This window comes from Glycomyces artemisiae (assembly GCF_003002955.1).
Classification (GTDB): Bacteria; Actinomycetota; Actinomycetes; order Mycobacteriales; family Micromonosporaceae; genus Glycomyces; species Glycomyces artemisiae.
This window is the reverse complement of sequence record NZ_PVTJ01000004.1, coordinates 203,830-224,920: the sequence shown is the minus strand read 5'-3', so window position 1 is coordinate 224,920 and position 21,091 is coordinate 203,830. Positions and strand designations below refer to the sequence as shown.

The window sequence follows — 21,091 nt, the reverse complement described above, 5'->3', positions numbered from 1 at the left end:
CAGTAGAATGGGAGTTTCCTTGTCTCCCCGCAGGAAGAGCCCCTTTCGATGCTCGACGAGGCCGTTCGCCGCATTCGTGAAGCCAAGCGCACCAAGCAGACCGTCCTCGACCTCTCCGATCTCGACCTGCGGGAGTTCCCGGAGGAGGTCTGCGAGCTGACCTGGCTCACCGAGCTGGACCTCAAGGACAACCGGATCACCTCCTTGCCTGATGCGATCGGGGGTCTCACCGAGCTCACCAGGCTCGACCTGTTCGACAACCTGGTGGCCGAGGTGCCGGAGTCGATCGGCCGCCTTCGAGCGCTCACCTCGCTCGACCTGGACAAGAACCGACTGACCCGGGTCCCGGAGTCGATCGGCGAGCTGACCGCACTGACCCAGCTGGACCTCGCGCGGAACGACATCGAGGAGATCCCGGCGTCGATCGGGAACCTCACGGCGCTCACCCATCTCAATCTCTACGGCAACGACCTGCGCGAACTGCCGGAGTCGATCGGGAACCTCACCGGGTTGACACTGCTGCATCTGAGCAACAACGACCTCAAAGCGCTCCCCGAGTCGCTGGGAAAGCTCACGGGCATCACCAACCTGACGTTGAACGCCAACCGCCTGGCATCGCTGCCGGAATCCATCGGGAACCTCACCGCGCTCACGAGCCTGAACCTGGAGGACAACCGGCTCACCGCATTGCCCGAGTCGATCCTGAACCTCACCGGGCTCACCAAGCTCGACCTCGACGACAACCGACTCACCGCGCTGCCGGACGGAATCGGGCGGTTGACCGCCCTCGCCAGCCTCACCTGCCGCGACAATGAATTGCGCTCCCTGCCCGACTCGATCGGCGACCTGACCGCACTTGAGCGCCTGAGCTTCTGGGACAACGACGTCGAAGCCCTTCCGGAGTCGATCGGCAATCTCACCGCGCTCACCGAGTTCGACCCGAGCATGAACCGGCTCGCCTCGGTCCCGGAGTCGATCGGGAACCTCACCGGCATCTCCCAACTCGACCTCTCGTACAACCGGCTGACCTCGCTGCCCGATTCCATCGGCGGCCTCTCCAGTCTCACCATGCTCCGCCTCTGCGACAACCGCCTCGGCTCGGTGCCCGACTCGATCGGCGACCTCGCCTCGCTGACCCTGCTCGACCTCCGCAACAACGCGCTGGCCGCGATTCCCGAGTCCGTCGGCAACCTGACCCGGCTCACGAGCCTCGACCTCAGCGACAACCGACTGCGCGCCCTCCCCGAGCAGATCGCCGGGTTCCCCGACCTGGAGCAGTTCTCCGCATCCGACAACCCGCTCCCTCCGGAGATGGCCGCCGCTGAAGCGAGCGGTGAAGACGGGCTGATGACCTTCCTGAAGGAGGTCGCCGCTGACGGCGTCGCAGTCCGTGAAGCGAAGCTCGTGCTCGTCGGCGAAGGCGCGGTCGGCAAGAGCACCTTGCTGTCCGCGATGCTGGGGGAGCCGTTCGAGGCCGACCGCTCCTCGACGCACGGCATCGAGGTCAGGGCGCTGACGCTCTCGCGCGAGACCGCCGACGAGTGCGTATTGAACACGTGGGACTTCGGCGGCCAGGAGACCTACCGGCCCACGCATCAGCTCTTCTTCACGGCTCCTGCCGTCTACCTCGTGGTCTGGAAGCCCCGGCACGGGCCGCGGCAGGACAACGTCGAAGAGTGGATCGAGCTGATCCGAAGGCGGGCCGGGGACGATGTCCGCGTGCATGTCGTCGCGACCCACGGGGGACCGAAGGACCGGTTCGCGCATATCGACGAGCACCGGCTCCGGCAGCTCCACGGCGATGTCATCGTGGGTTTCCACCACGTCGACAGCAGCACCGGCGCCGGGATCGAGGACCTGAAGTCCGCCGTGCAGCGCACCGCCTCCGAGCTTCCGTACTTCTCCCGGAAACTGCCCGCGAGCTGGCGCCGCTTCCAGGACGACCTGCATCGGGTTCCCGAGCCGTACCTCGAATACCCGGACTACCTTGCTCGGGCCGCCGCGCACGGACTTGCCGAGGCGTCAGCGAAGACCCTCGCGTCCGTGGCCACGGACCTCGGCCACTGGTGCCACTACCCGGACATTCCCGGCCTCGACCAGTTGGTGGTCCTCAAGGGCGACTGGCTCAGTACGGCGGTCAGCCTGGTCCTCGATGACGGACGGACCGTCTTGAACCACGGACTTGTTGAGCACACCCGCCTGAAGGAGATCTGGAACGACCCGACCAACCCGCCGCACCTGCGCTATCCGGAGAAGGTCCATCGGGTCCTGTTGCGGCTCATGGAGGAGTACGAAATCTCGTACCGCGTCGGCGGCGGGGGCCATGGCGGTCGGCCGCCGACGAGCCTCATCGCGCAACTGGTCGACCCCACCACGCCTTCACTGAAGGCATGGCACGACTACGGCGGCGACCTCGCCGTCCAGACCCGGATCTGCAAGTTCAGCGACGCCTCGGACAACTTCCACATCCCCGAGGGCCTGATCTACCGGCTCATCGTGCGGCTGCACTCCCTTTCGCTTGGGCGCGAACGGTACGAGGACAGCCTCCACTGGACCGGCGGCCTGGTGATCGACCACGGCCTCCACGGCCGGGCGCTCATCAAGCTCGACCGGAACCGGCTGATCGTCTCGGTCAAGGCCGTGGTCCCGGACTACCTCCTCACCTTGGTCATCGAGGAGATCAAGAGCCACGTCGCCGAATTCTGGCAGGGCGTGAAGGTCCGCACCTACGTCTCCTGCGGCGGCAACTGCAACGATCCCGAAGGGCGGCAGGCAGGACAGTGGGAAATCGAGCGGCTGTTCAACCGGCGGCTGAAGGGCAAGCGCGAGATCACCTGCGGCTCTTGCGATGAGGATGTCGCGATCCAGGACCTCCTGAGCGGCGTGGTCGCGCCGGTCGACCCCGACGAGCGCTTCGAGACGGCTGTCGGAACACTACTCAGCCCTGAGTTTGCGGCACAGACCGGCAAGCGGCTCATCACCCATGCGGAGACCTACCTCCAAGACCTCCTCCAGGCGTTCGAGAGTGAAGCCGCCAATGGGCCCCGCCTGGTCACGATCGCCGCAGACGGGAAGCCTAGAGAACTCGGCTCGGGCCACACGGTCGTGCCGCTGCGGGTGAAGTTCTTGTGCGAGCACTCACGGTCTCCGGCGCCGTACCAACAGGCAAGGATGGGCTACTTCGTCGAGGTTCCGGAAGTGTGGCTGCATGAGGCGCTGCCCTGGTGCAGCGCAATGGCTATTGCGCTCAGGGTCGCGCTTCCTGATGAATCCGTGCCGAGTCTGAACCACCGGGACCGGCTGGTCGCCGTGGGTGCCGAACAGGCGCGATCTCACCTCAGCTATCTCCAAGCCTGGGTCCGTGAACAGGACTCAACCTACGGCGGCCTCGTCCGCGTCCGCCACCGCGGCCGGTACATGTGGGTACATCCCCGCTTCGAGGCCGAGTTCAATCCCGGACTCCCGGACATGGGCGGCGCCGAGGAGTGAGGTCAGCGGGCGCGCAGGAGTTCGATGACGCCCGCAGGGGTCTGGAGGCCCGCGATGCCGTCGACTGAGATGGTGCCGTCGATGTAGATGAGGACCTGGTCGTCAGGGCGTCCGCCCGTCATATCGGTGAGCTCCTTGTGGAGGTCCTTCAACCCGACCTTCTCAAGGTCCCTGTCACGCTCGATCGGCCCGGTGCGGCGGCCGCCGTTGCGCATGTCGATCCCGGCGTCCTTCGCGGCGTCCACGAGCTTGTTGCTCTCGACGGTGAGGTCGTAGTCGCTCTTCTTGCCGCCGCCGTCGAACGGTCGGCTCCCCTTGGCCGGGTTGTGGCTCACGCCGTCGGTCGCGGAGCCCTGGAGCATGACCTTCGCGTCGTCGTACCCCGCGTCGTGCAGGCCCTGGTTCAGGCGGTCCCGGAACCGCTCGAAGTCGGCCTTGTCCTTGAAGCCCGCGGGCGGGTTCAGGATCGGGCGCTCGCCCGGGCCCGGAACGAAGTCGGGGCGGTCCGGCACCGGGTCCGGCCTGGGCTTCGGGGCGTCAGGCGCGTCCGGGGCCTTCCCACTGAAGTCGCCGCCTTTGGCGGGGCGCAGCGTGTCCCCGTCCTTGAGGATGTTCGAGACGACCGCGGCCCCCGGGACGTCCCGCTGCGGCTTCGGAGTCTTGCGCTTCCTACCGCCCATTCATCACCGCATTGATCGCCACGCCCATCAACTGGTCGAGGATGAGCCCCGTGATGGTCTTGAAAATAGGAATCTGGAGCAGGGACGCCCCGAACGTGATCGCGGCCGTCGCGATGGCCTGCGCGATCTGGAACGCCAGGATCGCCAGCTGCACGATCACCTGGATCTTCAGCGCCAGGACGATGCCCGCCGCGATCGTGAGGCCGATGTTGATGAGGTTCGCCGGGTCGCCGGCGTCGGCGATGTTCCGCACCGCCGACTCCTTGTCGTCCCACTCCTCTTTGAACGCGTCGATCTCGGCGCCGGAGTTGTTCTCCACCAGCGTTCTCGCCGCGTTGTTCAGCGACTCCACCCGGCCGGCGATCCGGTCGGCCATGCCGGTCCACTCCCCGGCGGTGTTGAAGATCTTCTCCTCATCGGACTCGGGCCATTCGTAGCCGAGCGCGCCCATGATGCTGATGAGTTCCGACGGCAGCTGCATGCCCATTGGTCGCCGCGTCTCCTACTTCGGTCCGGTCGCGGTGCCGCCGAGCTCGCCCGCGAGCTGCTTGAACGACTGGGCGGACTCGTCGTCGCCGGCCTCGTGGCCGTCGGCCATCTCCCGCAGCGCCACCGCGATCTGGCCGATCTCCTCGATGTTCGTCGTGAAGCACTCGTTGACCGCGTCGGTGCACGCCTGGTGCGCCATGCCCGCCAGGGACCCGATGGTGTCGCCGCCGAACCCGTCGGCGTACTGCTCCAGCGCCGCAGTGAACTCGTCGAGCAGGGCCTGCACTTCCTCTTTGCCGGCGTCGAGCTCGTCGGCCGACTTCCGCATGGTCTCTGGGTCGATGCTGAAACCAGCCACCGCCGCGCCCTCCGGTCCCCTAAATGATGCGAACCCGGCTCAATACGGTCCAGACGGTCAAGCGGGGGAACGCTCCCCGTATCCGCGCACCGGCTGCCGCGGTCACCCGTTCGGAGTAAGAATGGGAGGCGGATCAACCGCCTACGGGAGCCGGAGCCGCAAATGAGTGCACCGTACGTCATCGTCGGAGGCGGCCTCGCCGCCTCCAAGGCCGCGCAGACCCTCCGCGACGAGGGATACGAAGGCGATCTCGTGGTCGTCACCGGGGAGCCGCACCGCCCGTACGAGCGGCCGCCGCTGTCCAAGGACTACCTGCGCGGGGACGCCGGGCGCGGGGCCCTGTTCACCGTCGACGAGGAGTGGTACCGCCAGAACGCGGACCTGCGCGTGGGCACGCCCGCGACCGGGCTCGACACCGCCGCGCACCGGGTCGCGCTGGCCGACGGGAGCGGCCTCGACTACGCGAAGCTGATCCTCGCCACCGGGTCGAGCCCCCGGGCCCTGCCCGTGCCGGGCGCGGACCTGCGCGGCGTGCACCTGCTGCGCACCGTCGAGGACGCCGACCTCCTTGCGGCCGAACTGAAAGGCGGCGAGGGACGCGTCGTCATCGTCGGCGACGGCTGGATCGGCATGGAGGTCGCCGCGTCGGCCCGGCAGCTCGGCCGCGACGTGACGCTGTTCGGGATGGGCGCGCAGCCCCTCGAACGCGTCCTCGGCCCCGAGATGGGCCTGGTGTTCGCGCAGCTGCACCTCGACAAGGGCGTGGACCTGCACCGCCGCACCGAGATCGCGAAGATCCTCGGCGAGGACGGCCGCGCCGTGGGTGTCGAGACCACCGACGGGGAGCGCGTCGACGCGGACCTGGTGCTCGTCGCGGTCGGCGTCGTCCCCAACGCCGGGCTCGCCGCGGCCGCGGGCCTCGAACAGCGCGAGCGCGCGCTCGGCGGCGGCCTCGCCGTCGACGGGACCCTGCGCACCAGCGCCGAGGACGTGTGGGCCGCGGGCGACGTCGCGAGCGCCCCCTACCCGCACTACGGCCGCCCGATCCGGGTGGAGCACTGGCAGACCGCGATCGACACCGGCGAGCACGCCGCGAAGGCCGTGCTCGGCTCCGACGCGGCCTTCGACAAGCTGCCGTACTTCTTCACCGACCAGTACGACCTGGGCATGGAGTACCTCGGGTTCGTCGCCGGACCGGACGCCTACGATTCCGTCGTCGTCTCCGGCTCGGTCGAGTCGCTCGAATTCGTGGCGTTCTGGACCAGCTCCGGGCGCGTCCTCGCCGGGATGGCCGTCAACTCGTGGGACCGGATCGGCGAGATCGAGGCGCTCATCCGGGCCGAGGAGCCGCCCGGCGAGGACGCGCTCCGGTCATTCAGGTGACCTGACTACGAAGGGCCGCAGCAGGTCCGGCACGGCCTCGGCGGCGAAGTCGAGGATCTCGTGCTCGTCGGCGTCGATCACCGCGTAGTGGCCCTTTCCGGCCGCGGTGGTCGCGTCGAGCGTCATCAGGCCCATGCGCCGCTGGAACACCGACTGCGTGAGCCGCCAGCCGATGATCCCCGACCGGTCCAAGTGGACGGTGGCGCGCCGGGTGCTCCCGCGCCGCGACACGAGGTGCCGCTCCGTGAGCGCATGGCCCAGGGACGCATAGGAGTCGAACGCGGTCCACACCGCGAACACCGAGGCCAGCACCGCCGCGAGGACGATGGCGGCGCTCAGCAGCGCCGGAAGGTCCCACAGCAGGTGCGGCACGGTCGCCGCGGCGGCGAGCACGACGACGGCGACGGCGGCCCAGCGCAGGCGCCGCGCCCGCGCGGTCCGCGGGTGCGGCGTCAGCGCGCAGTCGACCGGGCCCACGACGGCTTCGGCCGCGTCGACGACGGCGGGCAGCGGCGCGGCCGGGACGAGCGTCGACAGGTCGGAGCCCTCCTGGTCGGTCTTGAGGCCGATGGCGACGACGTCGAGGCGTCCGGCGCCCGCGGAGCGCACGCCGAGCGGCTCGACGATCTCGACGCCGCGGATGCGCTCCTCCTCCAGGCTGAGCGAGCGCGACACGAAGAGGCCGCGGCGCACCCGCAGCGTCCCGCCCGGCTCGCGGTCGAGCCGGTGCCCCCACCATGCTTCGCCTTGCAGCGCAAGGCTGGCGATCGCGCCGAGCACCAGCAGCCCGACGAGGCCCAGTCCGAGCACGGTCCACGGCCCGTACTCGTCGACGAGGTCGCCGACGACCTGCACGGGCAGGCCGCCGCGCCCGAACCAGTCGGCGACCTGGAAGACCGCGCCGACGGCGGCGCCCGCGAGCATCGGCGTCAGGAACGACAGGGGCGCGTACTTGAGCCATCCGGGCCGCCAGGTGGCGAGGCGCTGCTCGCCGTCCTCGCCGGCTTCGACCGCGCTGCGGCGCAGCAGTTCCGCGCGGAGCCGGTCGGCCTCGGCGCGGGCGACCGAGTCGAGGGTGAGGGTCTGCTCGTTCGTCGATCCGGTGCCGCTGCCGGTCTCGCCGGTGCCCACTTTCACCTTCGCGAGGCCGAAGACGCGTTCGAGCGGGTTCGCGGTGAGGTCGACGGAGCGGATGCGTTCGCGCATGAGCGAGCGGCGGGTCTTGAACAGGACGCCGGTGTGCATCTCCACGCGCGCGTCGGTGACGCGGTATCTGGTGACGCGCAGGCGGATCGACTCGTAGCCGACGACGAGGCCGATGACGACCGCGGCGCCGGGCACGACGAACGCGAGCGCGATGAGCAGGCCCGGCCCGGAGCCGATGCCGATGGCGACGGGCACGCCCGCGCCGACGGCGACGCCGAGCATGTACAGGGCGGTGACCTTCAGGCCGTCGCGGTGGAGGCGGCGCCAGGGCTCGGCGCCTTCGGCGTGCTCGATGCCGTTCACGTCGCGTCCCCGGGGATCGCGTCGGTGAGTTCGGTGAGGCGCTCGGCGAGCGCCGACGCCTGGTCCTGGTCGAGCCCTTCGAGTTTCACCGCGCCCGCCGACGACGCGGTCGTGACGACCACCGTGGAGAGGCCGAAGGACCGCTGGAGCGGGCCCTGGGTGGTGTCGACGGTCTGGATGCGCGACATGGGCGCGATGCGCCAGGTCCGCCAGAAGTACCCGGTGAGCGTGTACACGGCGGTGTCGGTGACCTCCCAGCGGTGGACGCGGTGCCACCACACGGGCATCGCGAGGGACGCGGCGACGCCGAAGACGAGGATCGCGGCGGCGGGGAGGAGGAGCCAGGCGCGGGCCGGGGCGATGAGGAGGCCGAGGACGGCGAGCGGCACGACGGGCACGGCCGTGGCGATGAGGCACTGCACGCGCCACCAGGGCAGGACGCGCGGATCGAACTGGTGCTGGGGCGGGCGGAGGGCGGTCCGTGGAGCGGTCATGCCCGAATAGTAGGAAATGACCGCGCCCGCGGCTTCCGACTTGCGGTGGATTTCCGGGCGCGGCGCGTCATACCGAGGTATCGGTCGCGGGACCGCCGCACGCGCGACGGTCCCGCTGACGCTTTGGGGGCCTTGCTATCCGATGGACGCGGCGTCGATCGCGGCGAGCTCGTCGGCGGTGAACGCGAGGTTCGCGGTCGCGGCGACGTTGTCCTCCAGCTGCTTCACGGAGCTCGCGCCGATGATGACGCTGGTCATGCGTTCGTCGCGCAGGGCCCAGGCGAGCGCGGTCTGCGCGAGCGACTGGCCGCGGGCCGCGGCGATCTCGTTGAGGGCCTTCACCTTCGCCATGGTGGCGTCGTCGAGGCGGTCCTCGTTGAGGAAGTGGCTGGTGGCGACCCGGGAGTCGGACGGGATGCCCTTGAGGTACCGGTCGGTGAGCACGCCCTGCTCCAGCGGGCTGAAGACGATGCAGCCCGCGCCGACCTCTTCGAGGGCGTCCAGCAGGTCGTCGTCCTCGATGCGGCGGTCGAACATCGAGTAGCGCGGCTGGTCGATGAGCAGCGGCGTGCCGAGGTCGCGCAGGATCGCGGCGGCGGCCTTGACCTGCTCCGACGTGTAGTTCGAGACGCCCACGTAGAGGGCCTTGCCGGAGCGCACGATGGCGTCGAGCGCCCCCACGGTCTCTTCGAGGGGCGTGTCCGGGTCGGGCCGGTGGTGGTAGAACACGTCGACGTAGTCGAGGCCGAGCCGCTTGAGCGACTGGTCGGCGGAGGCGATGAGGTTCTTGCGCGAGCCCCATTCGCCGTACGGGCCGGGCCACATGTAGTACCCGGCCTTGGAGGACACGACGATCTCGTCCCGGTACGCCTTGAGATCGTCGGCCAGGAGGCGTCCGAAGTTCTCCTCGGCGCTGCCCCCGGGCGGCCCGTAGTTGTTCGCGAGGTCGAAGTGGGTCACACCGAGGTCGAAGGCGCGCCGCACGATCGCCCGCTGCGTCTCCAGCGGCCGGGTGTGGCCGAAGTTGTGCCACAGGCCGAGCGAGATCGCGGGGAGCTTGAGGCCGCTGCGTCCGGAGCGGCGGTAGGGCATGGACTCGTAGCGGTCGTCCGCGGGAAGGTAGGTCACGAAGGCAGCCTATCCGATGCGGCAAGCGTTATCCCTATATCCTATATCGTATAGGATATGCGATTTTCGGAAGTGAACGGCGGGCGAAGGCCCTGAGGGGCCCTTACGCGTGCGGGTCGAACTTGTAGCCGAGGCCGCGCACGGTGACGAGGTGGCGCGGCTTGCCCGGCTCGGGCTCGATCTTGGAGCGCAGGCGCTTGACGTGCACGTCGAGCGTCTTGGTGTCGCCCACGTAGTTCGCGCCCCAGACCCGGTCGATGAGCTGGCCGCGGGTGAGCACGCGCCCGGCGTTGCGCAGCAGCATCTCCAGCAGCTCGAACTCCTTGAGCGGGAGCTGCACGTCGCCGCCGCCGACGGTGACCGTGTGGCGGTCGACGTCCATGCGCACCGGCCCGGCCTCCAGGACCGTGACGATCGGGTCGTCGGGCTCGGCGGAGCGGCGCAGCACGGCCCGGATGCGGGCGACCAGCTCGCGCGAGGAGTACGGCTTGGTGATGTAGTCGTCGGCGCCCAGCTCCAGGCCCACCACCTTGTCGACCTCGGAGTCGCGGGCGGTGACCATGATGATCGGGACGTTCGAGTTCGCCCGCAGCTCCCGGCAGACCTCCGTGCCGGACTTCTCCGGCAGCATCAGGTCGAGCAGGACCACGTCGGCGCCGGCGCGCTCGTACTCCTTGATGGCGGCGTCGCCGTCCGCGGCGACGGCCACCTCGAAGCCCTCCTTGCGGAGCATGTAGGAGAGGGCATCGGAGAACGATTCCTCGTCTTCAACTACGAGCACGCGGGTCACGAGTGAACCTTCCTAACGGGCGGCTTGCTGGCTTGTTCCGATTTCAGCCGAGTCCGGTGCCGTGGCGTCGGACGGAAGGGAACGAGCAGGCAACATCAAGGTAAACACTGATCCGGCATCGGGCATACTGGACACTTCCACCCTACCCCCGTGATTGACCGCCACATGCTTGACGATCGCCAGGCCGAGGCCGGTGCCGCCGGTCTGGCGCGACCGCGCCGCGTCCACCCGGTAGAACCGCTCGAAGATCCGGTCCAGCTCCTCCGCGGGGATGCCGATCCCCTGGTCGCGCACCGCGATGCACACCATCTTGACACCGGCCAGATGCCCGGTGGGGGACGCCACCGAGGTCTCCACCTCAACGGTGGTGTTCTCAGGTGAATAGGAGATGGCGTTGCCCACGAGGTTCTTCACGGCGGTGACGAGCTGCGCCTCGTTCCCGAGCACCTCGGTGTCCTCGATGCCGGTGAGCCGGAGCTCGATGCCCTTCTCCTCGGCCGCTATCCGCGTCTGGTCGAACGCCTCCATGACGATCCGGTCGACCTCGACCGGCTCGGGGTCCGGCAGCTTCTCCGCGCCCTGGAGCCGCGACAGCTCCAGCAGGTCCGTGACCAGGTGGTTCATGCGCTTCGACTCGGAGCGGATGCGGTCGGCGAAGCGCGCGGCCGCGTCGGGGTCCTCCGCGGCGTCCTTGAGCGCTTCGGAGAGGATTTGCATCGCGCCCACGGGGGTCTTCAGCTCGTGGCTGATGTTCGCCACGAAGTCGCGCCGCACGCGCTCCACGCGGTGCAGCTCGGAGATGTCCTGGAACTCGGCCACCGACACGCCGTCGGGCAGCGGCGTGATGCGCACGCTCACCGCGCTCGGCTCGCCCATCACCTGCTTGGGGACCTCGATCTCGGCGTCCCGGTAGCGGCCCGAGCGCCGCGCCTGCGCGAGCAGCGCCCGCAGCGTCAGCGACACGATCTCGTGGTCGTCCACCAGCCCCAGGTCCCGGGCGGCGCGGTTGGTGTACAGGACGCGGTTGTGGTCGTCGACCAGGCACACGCCGGTCCGCAGCAGGCCGACGGCGGCCTCCCACGGGCGAGTGTCGGGGACGGGCGCGGTGCGCGGCTCGGGGTGGGGCGCCCCCCGGTGCCTGATCCGCATGAGGGCGGTCGCGGCGGCGCCGAAAGCGGCACCGGCGGCGAGACCGGTCAGGACGCGCCCGACGCCTCTCCCGAGGCTCTTGGGCTGCGGTTCGTTGTGGGCCACGACCCCAGATTAAGCAGGAAACGGCCCGGCGTCGAGCACCGGGCCGTTATCGACGTCACGCGCTGTTCACCCAGCGCGGCCGATTCCCTTTACTTCTTGCCCTGCGCGGCCACCGCGGCGGCGGCCTCGGCGGCGGCCTCGGGGTCGAGGTACTCGCCCCCGGCCACGACCGGCTTCAGGGTCTCCTCGTCGAGCTCGTACTTGAGCGGCATGCCCGTGGGGATGTTCAGGCCCACGATCGCCTCGTCGGAGACGCCGTCGAGGTGCTTCACCAGCGCGCGCAGCGAGTTGCCGTGCGCCGCGACGAGAACGGTCTTGCCCGCGCGCAGGTCGGGGACGATCCCGTCGTACCAGTAGGGGAGCATCCGCTCCAGGACGTCCTTGAGGCACTCGGTGCCCGGGCGCACCTCGGGGGCCAGGTCGGCGTAGCGGGCGTCGCCGTCCTGCGAGTACTCCGAGCCGGCCTCGATCACCGGCGGCGGCACGTCGTACGAGCGGCGCCACGTCATGAACTGCTCCTCGCCGAACTCGGCGAGCGTCTCGGCCTTGTTCTTGCCCTGGAGCGCGCCGTAGTGGCGCTCGTTCAGCCGCCACGACCGCTTCACGGGGATCCACGAGCGCCCGGCCTCGGCCAGCGCCAGCTCGGAGGTGTTGATGGCGCGGCGCAGCAGCGAAGTGTGCACCACGTCCGGCAGCAGGTCGGCCTCGGCGAGCAGCCGCCCGCCCCGCCGCGCCTCGTCCTCGCCCGACGCCGACAGTTTGACGTCGACCCAGCCGGTGAACAGGTTCTTGGCGTTCCATTCGCTTTCGCCGTGGCGAAGCAGCACGAGCGTGTAAGTCATACCCCTATCCTGCCGCGTCCCGCCCGCCCCGCCACCCCGCTCGCCGCAAAGGTGTGGCGGCCGTCGCCTCCTCACAGCAGGCGACGGCCGCCGGTGCGGACCGGGCGGTCCCGTCGCGGGTCAGCGGCGGGCGGCCGGGCCGCGCCAGAGGGACGCCGCGAGCCAGGCCAGCGCGACCGCGAGGACGAGCAGCGACACCTGGAGCGCGGCTTCGGGGACGAAGGCGCGCAGGCCGATCGGGACCGCGGCGAGGGCATACAGCGCCAAGGGGATGCGGGGCGCGCCGCCGCGCCACAGGCCCGCGGCGTACACGGCGGTGGCGAGGATGAACAGGAGCGACGCGGCGGTGAGGGCGGCGCCGAGCGGGCCGCCGCGCAGGTGGTCGACCTGGGCGGGTTCGAGGTAGGCGAAGACGAGGTTGATGCAGACCTCGGCGGCGGTGAGGCCCGCGACGGCCGCGAGGTTCGCGACGAGGCCCGCGGTGAGGAGCGGGCCGCGGCGGCGGGACGCCGCATAGAGGCCCAGGATCAGGCCGATCGCGAAGAGCTGCGCGAGCGGGGCGAGGAGCTGGGTCGCGGCCGAAGCCGGGAGGAGTTCGGCGCGTTTGGCGGTGTTGACCAGGACGATGGCGGCGCTGAGCCACCCGGCCACCGCCGCGAGTCGGAGCTGCACGGGTGCAAGGGATTCGGTCATCTCGACCTCCAGAGGGATGGAATAACGACTGTTATCGTGATAACGATTGTTATTGATCCGGCGGAAGCCGTCAAGCGCCGGGCCGAATCGTGATCAGGAGGACGCCGTGCCGTCACCGACCGTCGCCGAGCAGCTCGTGGCCGGCAGCCGCGACCTCATCGCCAGCGAAGGCACCGGCGACCTGTCCGTGCGCCGCCTCACCGAGGCCTCCGGCCGCTCCACCATGTGCGTCTACAGCCACTTCGGCAACCGCAAGCGGCTCCTCGCCGAGGTCTACCGCTCCTGCGCCGCCGACCTCACCGGCGCGCTCGCCGCCGCCGGACCCGGCTTCGCCCGCGCCTACGCCGCCTACGCCGAGACCGCGCCCCGCCACTTCCTCTTCCTCTTCGCCGCCGACCTCGACGGCCTCGGTGTCGACCCCGGCCTGCGCCTCGACCTCGCCGACGCCGTCACCGACCTGGCCGCCGCGAGCCTGGACGGCGCGGACCGCGATGCGGCGCTGGCGTTCTGGCTCCCGCTCCACGGCGCGGTCTGGCTCGACACCGTGCAGCGCCTCGCGGGCGAGCCCGGTCGGTTCCCGACCGCGGCGCTCATCGGACGCTGAAGCCGCCTCAGTCCTTCCGCTTCGCGCGGAACGCCCTCCGGTCGCCGCGGTGGCGTGGCGGGTGTCGCGTTCACGACACTCGGGCCCGGTCGTGAGCCGAATTCGGCGAACTCCCGATGACCCCTTGCGCCCTCCGGTAGCTTCGATCGGGCGCGACGTGCCGAAGGAATTTTCTTTCAGCAAGCGGCGCAAGGGAACAGAGCGACACGGACACCTAGGGGGACCCTGCGATGAAGCGGGTGGGACAGGCGGCCGCTGCGGCCGCCGCGGCGGCGTTCATGCTGTTCGGCGGCGCGGGCGCCGCACAGGCCGGGCCGATCGCCGCGCCGGATTCCGGGCCGGCCGCGCCGGCCTGGCTGACCGCGGTCGAGGAGGAGGGCTGCCAGGACGTCGACGGCGGCACCTGGTGCTACGGCAGCGGGTTCGACGGCTCGACGGGCCTGAAGGGCTGCTACTCCAATTACAAGCATCCGGACAACGTCCATACGGCGACGGCGATCATCGGCAACTCGGTCAACACCGTCACCGCGGGCCCCGGCGACTGGGCCCAGGCCTACGCGACCGCCGGGTGGGGGTTCACCTGCCACGCGAAGTACAACCCGAACCCCTGACCCGGGTCCGGTCCGAGGCGCGCTCCCGTGCGGGGGCGCGCCTCGCCGCGTCAGTCCGCCGGACGCAGGTGCTCGAAGGCTTCGAGGTTCCTCGTGGACTCGCCGCGGGAGAGGCGCCAGCGCCACTCCTCCTCGATGGAGGACTTGAAGCCGAGTTCGAGGATCGTGTTGAACGTGTCGTCGGCGGCTTCGAGGACCTGCCCGAGGACCCGGTCGAGCTCCTCGGCGGTGAGCGCGGTGAAGGGGAGGCGGCCGACGAGGTGGATGTCGTCGTTGGCGTCGGTCGCGAACGCGACGGCGTACAGCTTCCCGTTGCGGCGCAGCAGCTCCGCCCACACCGCTTCGCGGTTCTCCTCGGGTCGGCGGGCCACGAAGGCCTCGACGCGGAGGGCGTGGTCTTCGAGGATCAGGCCGCATTCGGTGGCGAGCTTGCGCCGTCCGGGGAGCGTGACGACCGCCGAGCGCGGCGTGTCCAGGCGGTAGTCGGCGCCGGTCCCGTCGAGGGCGGCCTTGAGTCGCTCGATCACCGGTTCAGGGTAATCGCCTGGGAGCGGCGCAGGACGGTGCGCCGGTAGGCGGCGCCGAGGCCCTCGGCGGTGGCCTGCCAGGAGAAGAGCGCGGCGTGGGTGCGGGTCCCGGCGGCGAGGCGCTCGCGCAGGGCGCCGTCGCCCATGAGGCGCCCGAGGGCCCCGGCCCAGTCGTCGGAGCGGTGGGAGTCGACGAGCATCCCCGAGACGCCGTCGGCGACGGCTGTAGGCAGGCCGCCGACTTTCGCGGCGAGCACGGGCGTGCCGGTGGCCTGCGCTTCGAGGGCGACGAGCCCGAACGACTCGTTGTAGCTGGGGACGGCGACGGCGTCGGCGGCCCGGTAGACCTGCGCGAGCGCCTCGCCCGAGCGCGGGGTGCGCCACTGGACGCGGTCGCCGAGGCCGAGCTCCCCGGCGAGCTTCGGCAGCCAGTACAGGTCGGTGTTCGAGGGCCCGCCGACGAACACGGGGACGATCCGCTCGGCCAGCTCCGGGTCGGTCTCCCTCAGGCGCGCAAGCCCTCTCAACAAGACGTCAGGCGCTTTGGCGGGCTGGATGCGGCCGACGAACGCGACGACGAGCGCGTCCTGGGGAAGCCCGAGTGCGGCGCGCGCGGCGTACCGGTCGCCGGGGCGGAAGACCCCCAGGTCGACGCCGGGGTGGACGACCTCGACGCGGCGGGCGTCGGCGGCGTAGTACCGCTGGAGCTCGTCGGCCTCGGCCGCAGTGTTCGCGATGAGCAGGTCGGCCTCGGTGGTGATCTGCTCCTCGCCGCAGACGCGGCCGATCGGCTCGGGCTTGTCGCCCTCCGCCAGCTGCGCGTTCTTCACCTTCGCGAGGGTGTGGAAGGTCTGCACGAGCGGGACGTTCCACCGCTCTGAGGCGACCTGCGCGGCCTGGCCGCTGAGCCAGTAGTGGGCGTGGATGAGGTCGTAGTGGCCGGGCCGGTTGTGGGCCTCGGCGCGCAGGAGGCCGCCGGTGAACGCGCACAGCTGCGTCGGGAGGTCGTTCTTGGAGAGGCCCTCGAAGGGCCCGGCGGGGAGGTGGTGGACGAGGACGCCGGGGGCGGCCTCGACCGTGGGGGGCTCCTCGGAGGAGGTGGCTCGGGTGAAGATCTCGACCTCGACGCCCGAACGGGCGAGTTCGCGGGCGGTGTTGAGGACGTACACGTTCATGCCCCCGGCGTCGCCGGTCCCGGGCTGCGCGAGCGGGGAGGTGTGGACCGAGACCATCGCCACGCGGTGGACCGCCTGCTTGCGGCATCGGGCCCGGAACGCCGGTGTGCGCCGTTGACTCACGTGTTCTTCCTCTCCCGCGGCTGCCATCCCCTAGAGCAACGCGCAAAACCCTCGCCATCCTTCCGTCTCGGCGTGCCCGGGCACAACCGCCGCACGCGCGGGAGTGACCAACTCCGCATTCCTGCAAGTCGATGGACGACATGGAGCTTTCGATCCGTTTCGTGTCTGATTGGTGACACTCGGTCGGGGGAAGCCGGAATTTCTCTCGCGACACGACCGGGAATGAGCCTCAAATCCGGGCAAGTCGTCCATGATGGGGTGACTTGTCATCACGAGGGGGGAGACAACACCATGAGCACTGCCACCGTGCCGGCCGCGAGGCAGCCCACGATGTCACCGGTGTCCAAGTTCGGCCAGACGCACTCGCTTCGCCGCCTGCCCGTCCAGGAGCGCTCGGCCGCCCGCGTCCGCCGGATGCTCGACGCCGCCGCCGACCTGATCGAGGAGGTCGGCTACGACCGGCTCTCGACCACCGCCATCGCGCAGCGCGCCGACGTCGCGATCGGCTCGGTCTACCAGTTCTTCGGGGACAAGCGCTCGCTCGCCGAGGCGCTCTCGCAGCGGTACATCGACCTGTACTTCGAGCGCCTGACCGCCCGTTTCGACGCCGAGCCCCCCGCCGACTGGCGGGCCGGGGTCGAGGCCGCGATCGCCGAGTACGTGCACATGTACCGCACGGCGCCCGGCTTCCGCGTCCTCCACCTGGCCGACGCGATCGACCCGGGCCGGGCCGACGCGGTCACCACCGGCGGCGACGTGATCGCCGACCAGATCCTCGCGGGGCTCGCGCAGCGCTTCGGCATCGGCGGGGACGACGAGCTGGGCAAGACCGTGACGGTGGCCGTCGAGACCGGGCAGGCCCTGGTCCGCCTGGCGTTCCGCCGCGACCCCGAGGGCTGCACGGCGTCGATCGCCGAGGCCAACGGCGTCGTCTGCGACTACCTCGCCCGCCGCCTTCCTTAGAACGACGTCCCAGGCCACTCTGAAGACCGCGCCGGGACGTGAGGCCGCATCGGGCCGACTAGTCTCGTAGTCGACCCGGTGCGGTCTTCTGACTTTCGAGGAGCAGCATGGCGAACACCCTTGCCGACATCCAGACGGTGCTGCGGATCAAGCCCTTCCGGCGGCTGTGGACCGTGCTCGGCCTGGCCTCCTTCGGCGACTGGCTCGCGATCTTCGCCACCGCGGGGTTCGCGCAGTCCCTGTTCGACGACCCCGCGGCCAAGGGCGCCGCGTTCTCCGCGACGATCGTGCTCCGGCTCCTGCCGTCCCTGGTGCTCGGGCCCGTCGCGGGCGTGTTCGCCGACCGGTTCGACCGGCGCAAGACCATGGCCGCGTGCGACACCGCCCGGTTCCTGCTCATCGCCTCGGTCCCCACGGTCTACCTCATCACGAACAACACGGCGTTCACCGTCGTGTGGCTCGCCGTCGCCCAGCTGTGCATCGAGGGCGCGGTCCTCATCTGGTCGCCCGCGAAGGAGGCCGCGGTCCCGAACCTCCTCCCGCAGGAGAAGTACGAGGCCGCGAACCAGCTCAGCCTCGCCACCACCTACGGCATCGCCCCGCCGCTGGCGTTCGCGGTCCTCGCGATCCTCGAACGCGGATCGAACGTCTGGTCCAACCTCGGCTCCTGGGCCGAGCCGATGGTCATCGCCCTGTACCTGACGGCGGCCATGTTCGCGATCCTCGCCGCCACCGTCTACTTCTTCATCCCGCAGATCTCCGGCCGCTACGGCCAGATCGCCGCGAAGACCACGAGCGTGTGGCACGACCTCGTCGAGGGCTGGGCCTACCTGCGCACGAACGAGCGCGTGCGCGGCCTCATCCTCGGGATGCTCGGCGCGTTCAGCGGCGCGGGCATCCTCATCGGCGTCGGCACCGTGTACGCGGCGACGCTCGGCGCCGGGGACGCCGCGTTCTACACCCTCGCCGTGTTCCTCTTCCTCGGCCTCGGCGCCGGGATCGCCTTCGGCCCCAAGCTCATCGGGGAGCTCTCCCGCCTGCGCTGGTTCGGCATGAGCATCGTCCTCGCCGGCGCCGGGCTCGCCATCGACGCGGTCGCCCCGCACATGGTCTTCTCCGTCATCGGCTCCGTCATCATCGGCCTCGGCGCCGGGATGGCGTTCCTCGCGGGGATCACGCTCCTCCAGCGGTCCACCGAGGACGAGATCCGCGGCCGCATGTTCGCGTTCATCGCCGTCTCCGCGCGCGTCATCCTCATGCTCTCCATGACGATCTCCGCGCCGCTCGCGGGCTGGCAGGCCGCCCGCCAGCTGGACCTCGGGTTCACCGAGGTCCAGGTGTCGATGAGCCGCATCCTCCTGTTCGTCGCCGCCGGGCTCGTCGTCTGGCTCGGCGTGACCGCGTTCCGGTCCATGGACGACAAGCCGGGCGTCCCGGTCTTCGCCGACCTGTGGTCCTCGCTGCGCGGGCGCCCGCTCTCGGCGGCCGTCCCGCTCGCCAGCGACGGCTTCTTCGTGGTCTTCGAAGGCGGCGAGGGCGCCGGGAAGTCCACGCAGTCCGTGAAGCTCGCCGCGTGGCTGAAGCTCCGCGGCTACGAGGCCGTGCTCACCCGCGAGCCGGGCGCCACCGACATCGGCATGCGCATCCGCTCCCTCGTCCTGGACTCCGGCGGCGACTCCGCGCCGTCGCCGCGCGCCGAGGCGCTCCTGTTCGCCGCCGACCGCGCCCAGCACGTCGAGAAGGTCATCCGCCCGGCCCTCGAACGCGGCGCCGTCGTCGTCTCCGACCGCTACATCGACTCCTCGATCGCCTACCAGGGCTCGGGCCGCGACCTCGGCAAGGACGAGGTCGCGTGGGTCTCCCAGTGGGCCACGGGCGGCCTCAAGCCCGACCTGACGGTCCTCCTCGACGTCGACCCCGCGCAGGGCCTGCACCGCGCCAAGGCCGGCGGCGAGGGCGACCGCCTGGAGCAGGAGCGCATCGAGTACCACGAGCGGGTCCGCGAGACGTTCCTCGGCCTCGCCGCCGCCGAACCCAAGCGCTACCTGGTGATCCCCGCGGGTGGCACGCCCGACGAGATCGCCGCCGCGGTCCGCGAGGCCGTCGCCGAGCGCCTCGACATCCGCACCCAGACCGCCCGCACCGACGCGGGCTGGCCCGGCCTCGACTCCGACAAGGAGCCCGAGCGCGGCCCCGACGAGTACGGCTGGGGCAACGTCGCCGAGGAGGCCGGTCGCGCGTGACCGTCTCCGGGGTGTTCGACGAGCTCGTGGGCCAGGACGAGGCCCGCCGGGTCCTCGCCGCGGCCGCCCGCGGCACCGGCATGACCCACGCGTGGCTGTTCACCGGCCCGCCCGGGTCCGGCCGCTCCACCGCGGCGGTCGCGTTCGCCGCGGCCCTCCAATGCCCCGACGACGGCTGCGGCGAATGCCACTCCTGCCGCACGGTCCTCGGCGGCACGCACCCGGACGTCACGCGCGTCATCCCCGAGGGACTGTCCCTCGGCGTCGACCAGGTGCGCGGCCTCATCCTCGACGCCTCCCGCGCCCCCACCTCCGGGCCCTGGCAGGTCCTCATCGTCGAGGATGCCGACCGCCTCACCGAGGCCGCCGCGAACGCCCTGCTCAAAGCCGTCGAGGAACCGCCCGAGCGCACGGTGTTCCTGCTGTGCGCGCCGTCGACGAACCCGGCCGAGATCTCCGTGACGATCCGCTCCCGCTGCCGCGTCATGGGCCTGCGCCAGCCCCCGCCCGGCGCGATCGCCGACCTCCTCGTCGCCCGCGACGGCCTCGACCGCCGCGAGGCCGAGCTGTTCGCCGCCGCCGCCCAGGGCCACGTCGGGCGCGCCCGGCGCCTCGCCACCGACGCGGAGGCCCGCGCGAAGCGCCACGACGTCCTCCAGATCCCGCGCCGCCTCACCGGCCTCGGCGCGTGCTTCACCGCCGCCGTCGAGCTCATCGAGGCCGCCGAAGCGGAGGCCTCCGGCACGTACACCGAGCGCTCCGCGGCCGAGCGCGAGGCGCTGGAGACCGCCCTCGGCAAGGGCGGCACCGGCAAGGGCGCGTCCAGGGCCGCCCGCGGCGCCTCCGCGGCGCTCAAGGAGCTGGAGAAGAAGCAGAAGACCCGCGACACCCGCGCCCAGCGCGACTCGCTCGACCGGGCCCTCGTCGACCTCGCCGCGTTCTACCGCGACGCCCTCGCCGCCGGCTTCGGCGCCCGCGTCGACCCCGTCCACCCGGACATGGCCGACACCACCCGCGCGGCCGCCGCCCGCCTCAGCGCCGAGTCCCTGCTGCGCCGCATCGACGCGATCCTCGCCTGCCGCAAGGCCATCGAAGCGAACGTCCGTCCCCGCATCGCGGTGGAGGCGATGATGCTCGCCCTCTGGCGGGCCTAGCGGTCACTGCGTCCACAGATGGTGGATGAACGCGTCCTGCGCCTTCGGGATCTGGCCGCTGCGCCGCCACCGGTACCAGGCGCGCTCCTCGACGACGCGCACGCAGAAGTCCCCGTCGGTCTCGAACGGCTCCGAGACGCACCGGAAGTCGTCGCGGAACACCCCGTCAGTCCAGTTCCACACCCGCCGCCCGATCAGGTTCGGCACGTCCGACGCCGGGTAGGGCCGGCGCACCGGCGGCGCGTCGGGGTCGGAGAGGCGCTCGATGAGGTACCCGGGCCGCGGGGCGCCCGTGCCCGGCTCGGGCCGCTGCACCCACACGTCCTCGGCGGGCACGAGGCTCGCGTACGCGTCCCCGTCGCCGTCGACGGCCCGGTAGTAGTCGGCCTCGGAGATCAGCGGCACCAGCAGCGCCCCGTCCCGCGTCACGGGGTCGTCGGCGCGGAGGTCGAACTGCCACCCGCACCCGGGCGCGCCGGTGACGACCCGCGAGGAGTGGAGGTCGAACGCCCGGCCCGCGGGCACCGGGACCAGGGCCGGAGGCGGATCCGGGACCGCGAAGGAGCTGTCCGACAAGCCCAA

20 protein-coding genes are annotated in these 21,091 nt (G+C 71.0%); 7 read left to right on the top strand and 13 right to left on the bottom strand.

The window, feature by feature from the left end:
• The first annotated feature begins 48 nt into the window (after window positions 1–48).
• Window positions 49–3,489, top strand: a complete 3,441-nt coding sequence (locus B0I28_RS12405) for a leucine-rich repeat domain-containing protein (RefSeq protein ID WP_106364139.1) — start codon at window positions 49–51, stop codon at window positions 3,487–3,489.
• A 2-nt stretch (window positions 3,490–3,491) separates the two neighbouring features.
• Here B0I28_RS12405 and B0I28_RS12400 read toward each other — a convergent pair whose 3' ends face one another.
• Genes B0I28_RS12400 through B0I28_RS12390 form a run of 3 tightly spaced genes read right to left on the bottom strand, consistent with a single transcriptional unit; the run spans window position 3,492 to window position 4,986 of the window.
• Window positions 3,492–4,169 carry a hypothetical protein gene (locus B0I28_RS12400; protein WP_106364138.1) on the bottom strand — a complete coding sequence of 226 codons (678 nt, stop codon included), beginning with the start codon at window positions 4,167–4,169 and terminating at the stop codon, window positions 3,492–3,494.
• The gene (locus tag B0I28_RS12395) at window positions 4,159–4,656 is read right to left on the bottom strand and encodes a WXG100-like domain-containing protein (RefSeq protein WP_106364137.1); all 498 of its coding nucleotides are present in this window, start codon (window positions 4,654–4,656) and stop codon (window positions 4,159–4,161) included. The genes B0I28_RS12400 and B0I28_RS12395 overlap by 11 nt, the downstream gene beginning before the upstream one ends.
• Window positions 4,657–4,671: 15 nt before the next feature.
• Entirely contained in the window at window positions 4,672–4,986 is a 315-nt protein-coding gene (locus tag B0I28_RS12390) for a WXG100 family type VII secretion target (protein WP_106364136.1), read from the bottom strand.
• A gap of 192 nt (window positions 4,987–5,178) precedes the next feature.
• Between B0I28_RS12390 and B0I28_RS12385 the strand changes: the two genes are divergently transcribed.
• Entirely contained in the window at window positions 5,179–6,399 is a 1,221-nt protein-coding gene (locus tag B0I28_RS12385) for an NAD(P)/FAD-dependent oxidoreductase (protein WP_106364135.1), read from the top strand.
• On the opposite strand, the gene B0I28_RS12380 is transcribed toward B0I28_RS12385, so the two are convergent.
• The 7 genes from B0I28_RS12380 to B0I28_RS12350 form a co-directional block, all read right to left on the bottom strand.
• On the bottom strand, window positions 6,388–7,908 hold the full coding sequence (locus B0I28_RS12380) for a PH domain-containing protein (RefSeq protein WP_219926729.1): 1,521 nt from the start codon (window positions 7,906–7,908) through the stop codon (window positions 6,388–6,390). The genes B0I28_RS12385 and B0I28_RS12380 overlap by 12 nt on opposite strands.
• Window positions 7,905–8,402, bottom strand: coding sequence for a PH domain-containing protein (locus tag B0I28_RS12375; protein WP_106364134.1), 498 nt, complete (start codon window positions 8,400–8,402; stop codon window positions 7,905–7,907). The genes B0I28_RS12380 and B0I28_RS12375 overlap by 4 nt, the downstream gene beginning before the upstream one ends.
• 135 nt (window positions 8,403–8,537) lie before the next feature.
• The gene (gene mgrA, locus B0I28_RS12370; RefSeq protein WP_106364133.1) at window positions 8,538–9,530 is read right to left on the bottom strand and encodes an L-glyceraldehyde 3-phosphate reductase; all 993 of its coding nucleotides are present in this window, start codon (window positions 9,528–9,530) and stop codon (window positions 8,538–8,540) included.
• A gap of 103 nt (window positions 9,531–9,633) precedes the next feature.
• The gene (locus B0I28_RS12365) at window positions 9,634–10,320 is read right to left on the bottom strand and encodes a response regulator transcription factor (protein WP_091048759.1); all 687 of its coding nucleotides are present in this window, start codon (window positions 10,318–10,320) and stop codon (window positions 9,634–9,636) included.
• Window positions 10,321–10,332: 12 nt separating this feature from the next.
• Window positions 10,333–11,574: a sensor histidine kinase gene (locus tag B0I28_RS12360; protein ID WP_106364132.1), complete on the bottom strand. Its 1,242-nt coding sequence runs from the start codon at window positions 11,572–11,574 to the stop codon at window positions 10,333–10,335.
• Window positions 11,575–11,663: 89 nt separating this feature from the next.
• Window positions 11,664–12,416, bottom strand: coding sequence for a phosphoglyceromutase (locus B0I28_RS12355; protein WP_106364131.1), 753 nt, complete (start codon window positions 12,414–12,416; stop codon window positions 11,664–11,666).
• A gap of 120 nt (window positions 12,417–12,536) precedes the next feature.
• Complete coding sequence (locus tag B0I28_RS12350; RefSeq protein WP_106364130.1) at window positions 12,537–13,109, bottom strand: hypothetical protein; 573 nt, start codon at window positions 13,107–13,109, stop codon at window positions 12,537–12,539.
• A gap of 106 nt (window positions 13,110–13,215) precedes the next feature.
• Here B0I28_RS12350 and B0I28_RS12345 point away from each other — a divergent pair, with 106 nt between their 5' ends.
• A complete protein-coding gene (locus B0I28_RS12345; protein WP_106364129.1) occupies window positions 13,216–13,713 on the top strand; it encodes a TetR/AcrR family transcriptional regulator in 498 nt (165 codons plus the stop codon).
• Window positions 13,714–13,943: 230 nt separating this feature from the next.
• The gene (locus tag B0I28_RS12340) at window positions 13,944–14,324 is read left to right on the top strand and encodes a lactococcin 972 family bacteriocin (protein ID WP_146148065.1); all 381 of its coding nucleotides are present in this window, start codon (window positions 13,944–13,946) and stop codon (window positions 14,322–14,324) included.
• 50 nt (window positions 14,325–14,374) lie between these two features.
• On the opposite strand, the gene B0I28_RS12335 is transcribed toward B0I28_RS12340, so the two are convergent.
• Together B0I28_RS12335 and mshA are read right to left on the bottom strand one after the other, a co-directional pair.
• Window positions 14,375–14,848: a type III secretion system chaperone family protein gene (locus B0I28_RS12335; protein WP_219926742.1), complete on the bottom strand. Its 474-nt coding sequence runs from the start codon at window positions 14,846–14,848 to the stop codon at window positions 14,375–14,377.
• Window positions 14,848–16,083 (bottom strand): D-inositol-3-phosphate glycosyltransferase, encoded by a 1,236-nt coding sequence (gene mshA, locus B0I28_RS12330; protein ID WP_342761209.1) that lies wholly within the window; start codon window positions 16,081–16,083, stop codon window positions 14,848–14,850. Before mshA ends, B0I28_RS12335 begins: the two co-directional genes overlap by 1 nt.
• Window positions 16,084–16,440: 357 nt before the next feature.
• Here mshA and B0I28_RS12325 point away from each other — a divergent pair, with 357 nt between their 5' ends.
• From B0I28_RS12325 to B0I28_RS12315, 3 genes are all read left to right on the top strand, one after another.
• Entirely contained in the window at window positions 16,441–17,112 is a 672-nt protein-coding gene (locus tag B0I28_RS12325) for a TetR/AcrR family transcriptional regulator (protein WP_219926728.1), read from the top strand.
• Between the two features lie 107 nt (window positions 17,113–17,219).
• A complete protein-coding gene (gene tmk, locus B0I28_RS12320; protein ID WP_219926727.1) occupies window positions 17,220–19,355 on the top strand; it encodes a dTMP kinase in 2,136 nt (711 codons plus the stop codon).
• On the top strand, window positions 19,352–20,509 hold the full coding sequence (locus B0I28_RS12315) for a DNA polymerase III subunit delta' (RefSeq protein ID WP_245888958.1): 1,158 nt from the start codon (window positions 19,352–19,354) through the stop codon (window positions 20,507–20,509). Before tmk ends, B0I28_RS12315 begins: the two co-directional genes overlap by 4 nt.
• Before the next feature lie 3 nt (window positions 20,510–20,512).
• Here the strand turns inward: B0I28_RS12315 and B0I28_RS12310 are convergent, their stop codons facing one another.
• A complete protein-coding gene (locus B0I28_RS12310) occupies window positions 20,513–21,085 on the bottom strand; it encodes a hypothetical protein (RefSeq protein ID WP_106364125.1) in 573 nt (190 codons plus the stop codon).
• Window positions 21,086–21,091: the final 6 nt, after the last annotated feature.

What these genes read in the sequence shown, in the direction of transcription:
- B0I28_RS12355 (WP_106364131.1), bottom strand. Translation starts at nt 12,416, where the DNA reads ATGACTTACACGCTCGTGCTGCTTCGCCACGGCGAAAGCGAATGGAAC.
- mshA (WP_342761209.1), bottom strand. Translation starts at nt 16,083, where the DNA reads ATGGTCTCGGTCCACACCTCCCCGCTCGCGCAGCCCGGGACCGGCGAC.
- B0I28_RS12325 (WP_219926728.1), top strand. Translation starts at nt 16,441, where the DNA reads ATGAGCACTGCCACCGTGCCGGCCGCGAGGCAGCCCACGATGTCACCG.
- B0I28_RS12390 (WP_106364136.1), bottom strand. Translation starts at nt 4,986, where the DNA reads ATGCGGAAGTCGGCCGACGAGCTCGACGCCGGCAAAGAGGAAGTGCAG.
- B0I28_RS12340 (WP_146148065.1), top strand. Translation starts at nt 13,944, where the DNA reads ATGAAGCGGGTGGGACAGGCGGCCGCTGCGGCCGCCGCGGCGGCGTTC.
- B0I28_RS12395 (WP_106364137.1), bottom strand. Translation starts at nt 4,656, where the DNA reads ATGGGCATGCAGCTGCCGTCGGAACTCATCAGCATCATGGGCGCGCTC.
- B0I28_RS12400 (WP_106364138.1), bottom strand. Translation starts at nt 4,169, where the DNA reads ATGGGCGGTAGGAAGCGCAAGACTCCGAAGCCGCAGCGGGACGTCCCG.
- B0I28_RS12375 (WP_106364134.1), bottom strand. Translation starts at nt 8,402, where the DNA reads ATGACCGCTCCACGGACCGCCCTCCGCCCGCCCCAGCACCAGTTCGAT.
- B0I28_RS12405 (WP_106364139.1), top strand. Translation starts at nt 49, where the DNA reads ATGCTCGACGAGGCCGTTCGCCGCATTCGTGAAGCCAAGCGCACCAAG.
- tmk (WP_219926727.1), top strand. Translation starts at nt 17,220, where the DNA reads ATGGCGAACACCCTTGCCGACATCCAGACGGTGCTGCGGATCAAGCCC.
- B0I28_RS12350 (WP_106364130.1), bottom strand. Translation starts at nt 13,109, where the DNA reads ATGACCGAATCCCTTGCACCCGTGCAGCTCCGACTCGCGGCGGTGGCC.
- B0I28_RS12385 (WP_106364135.1), top strand. Translation starts at nt 5,179, where the DNA reads ATGAGTGCACCGTACGTCATCGTCGGAGGCGGCCTCGCCGCCTCCAAG.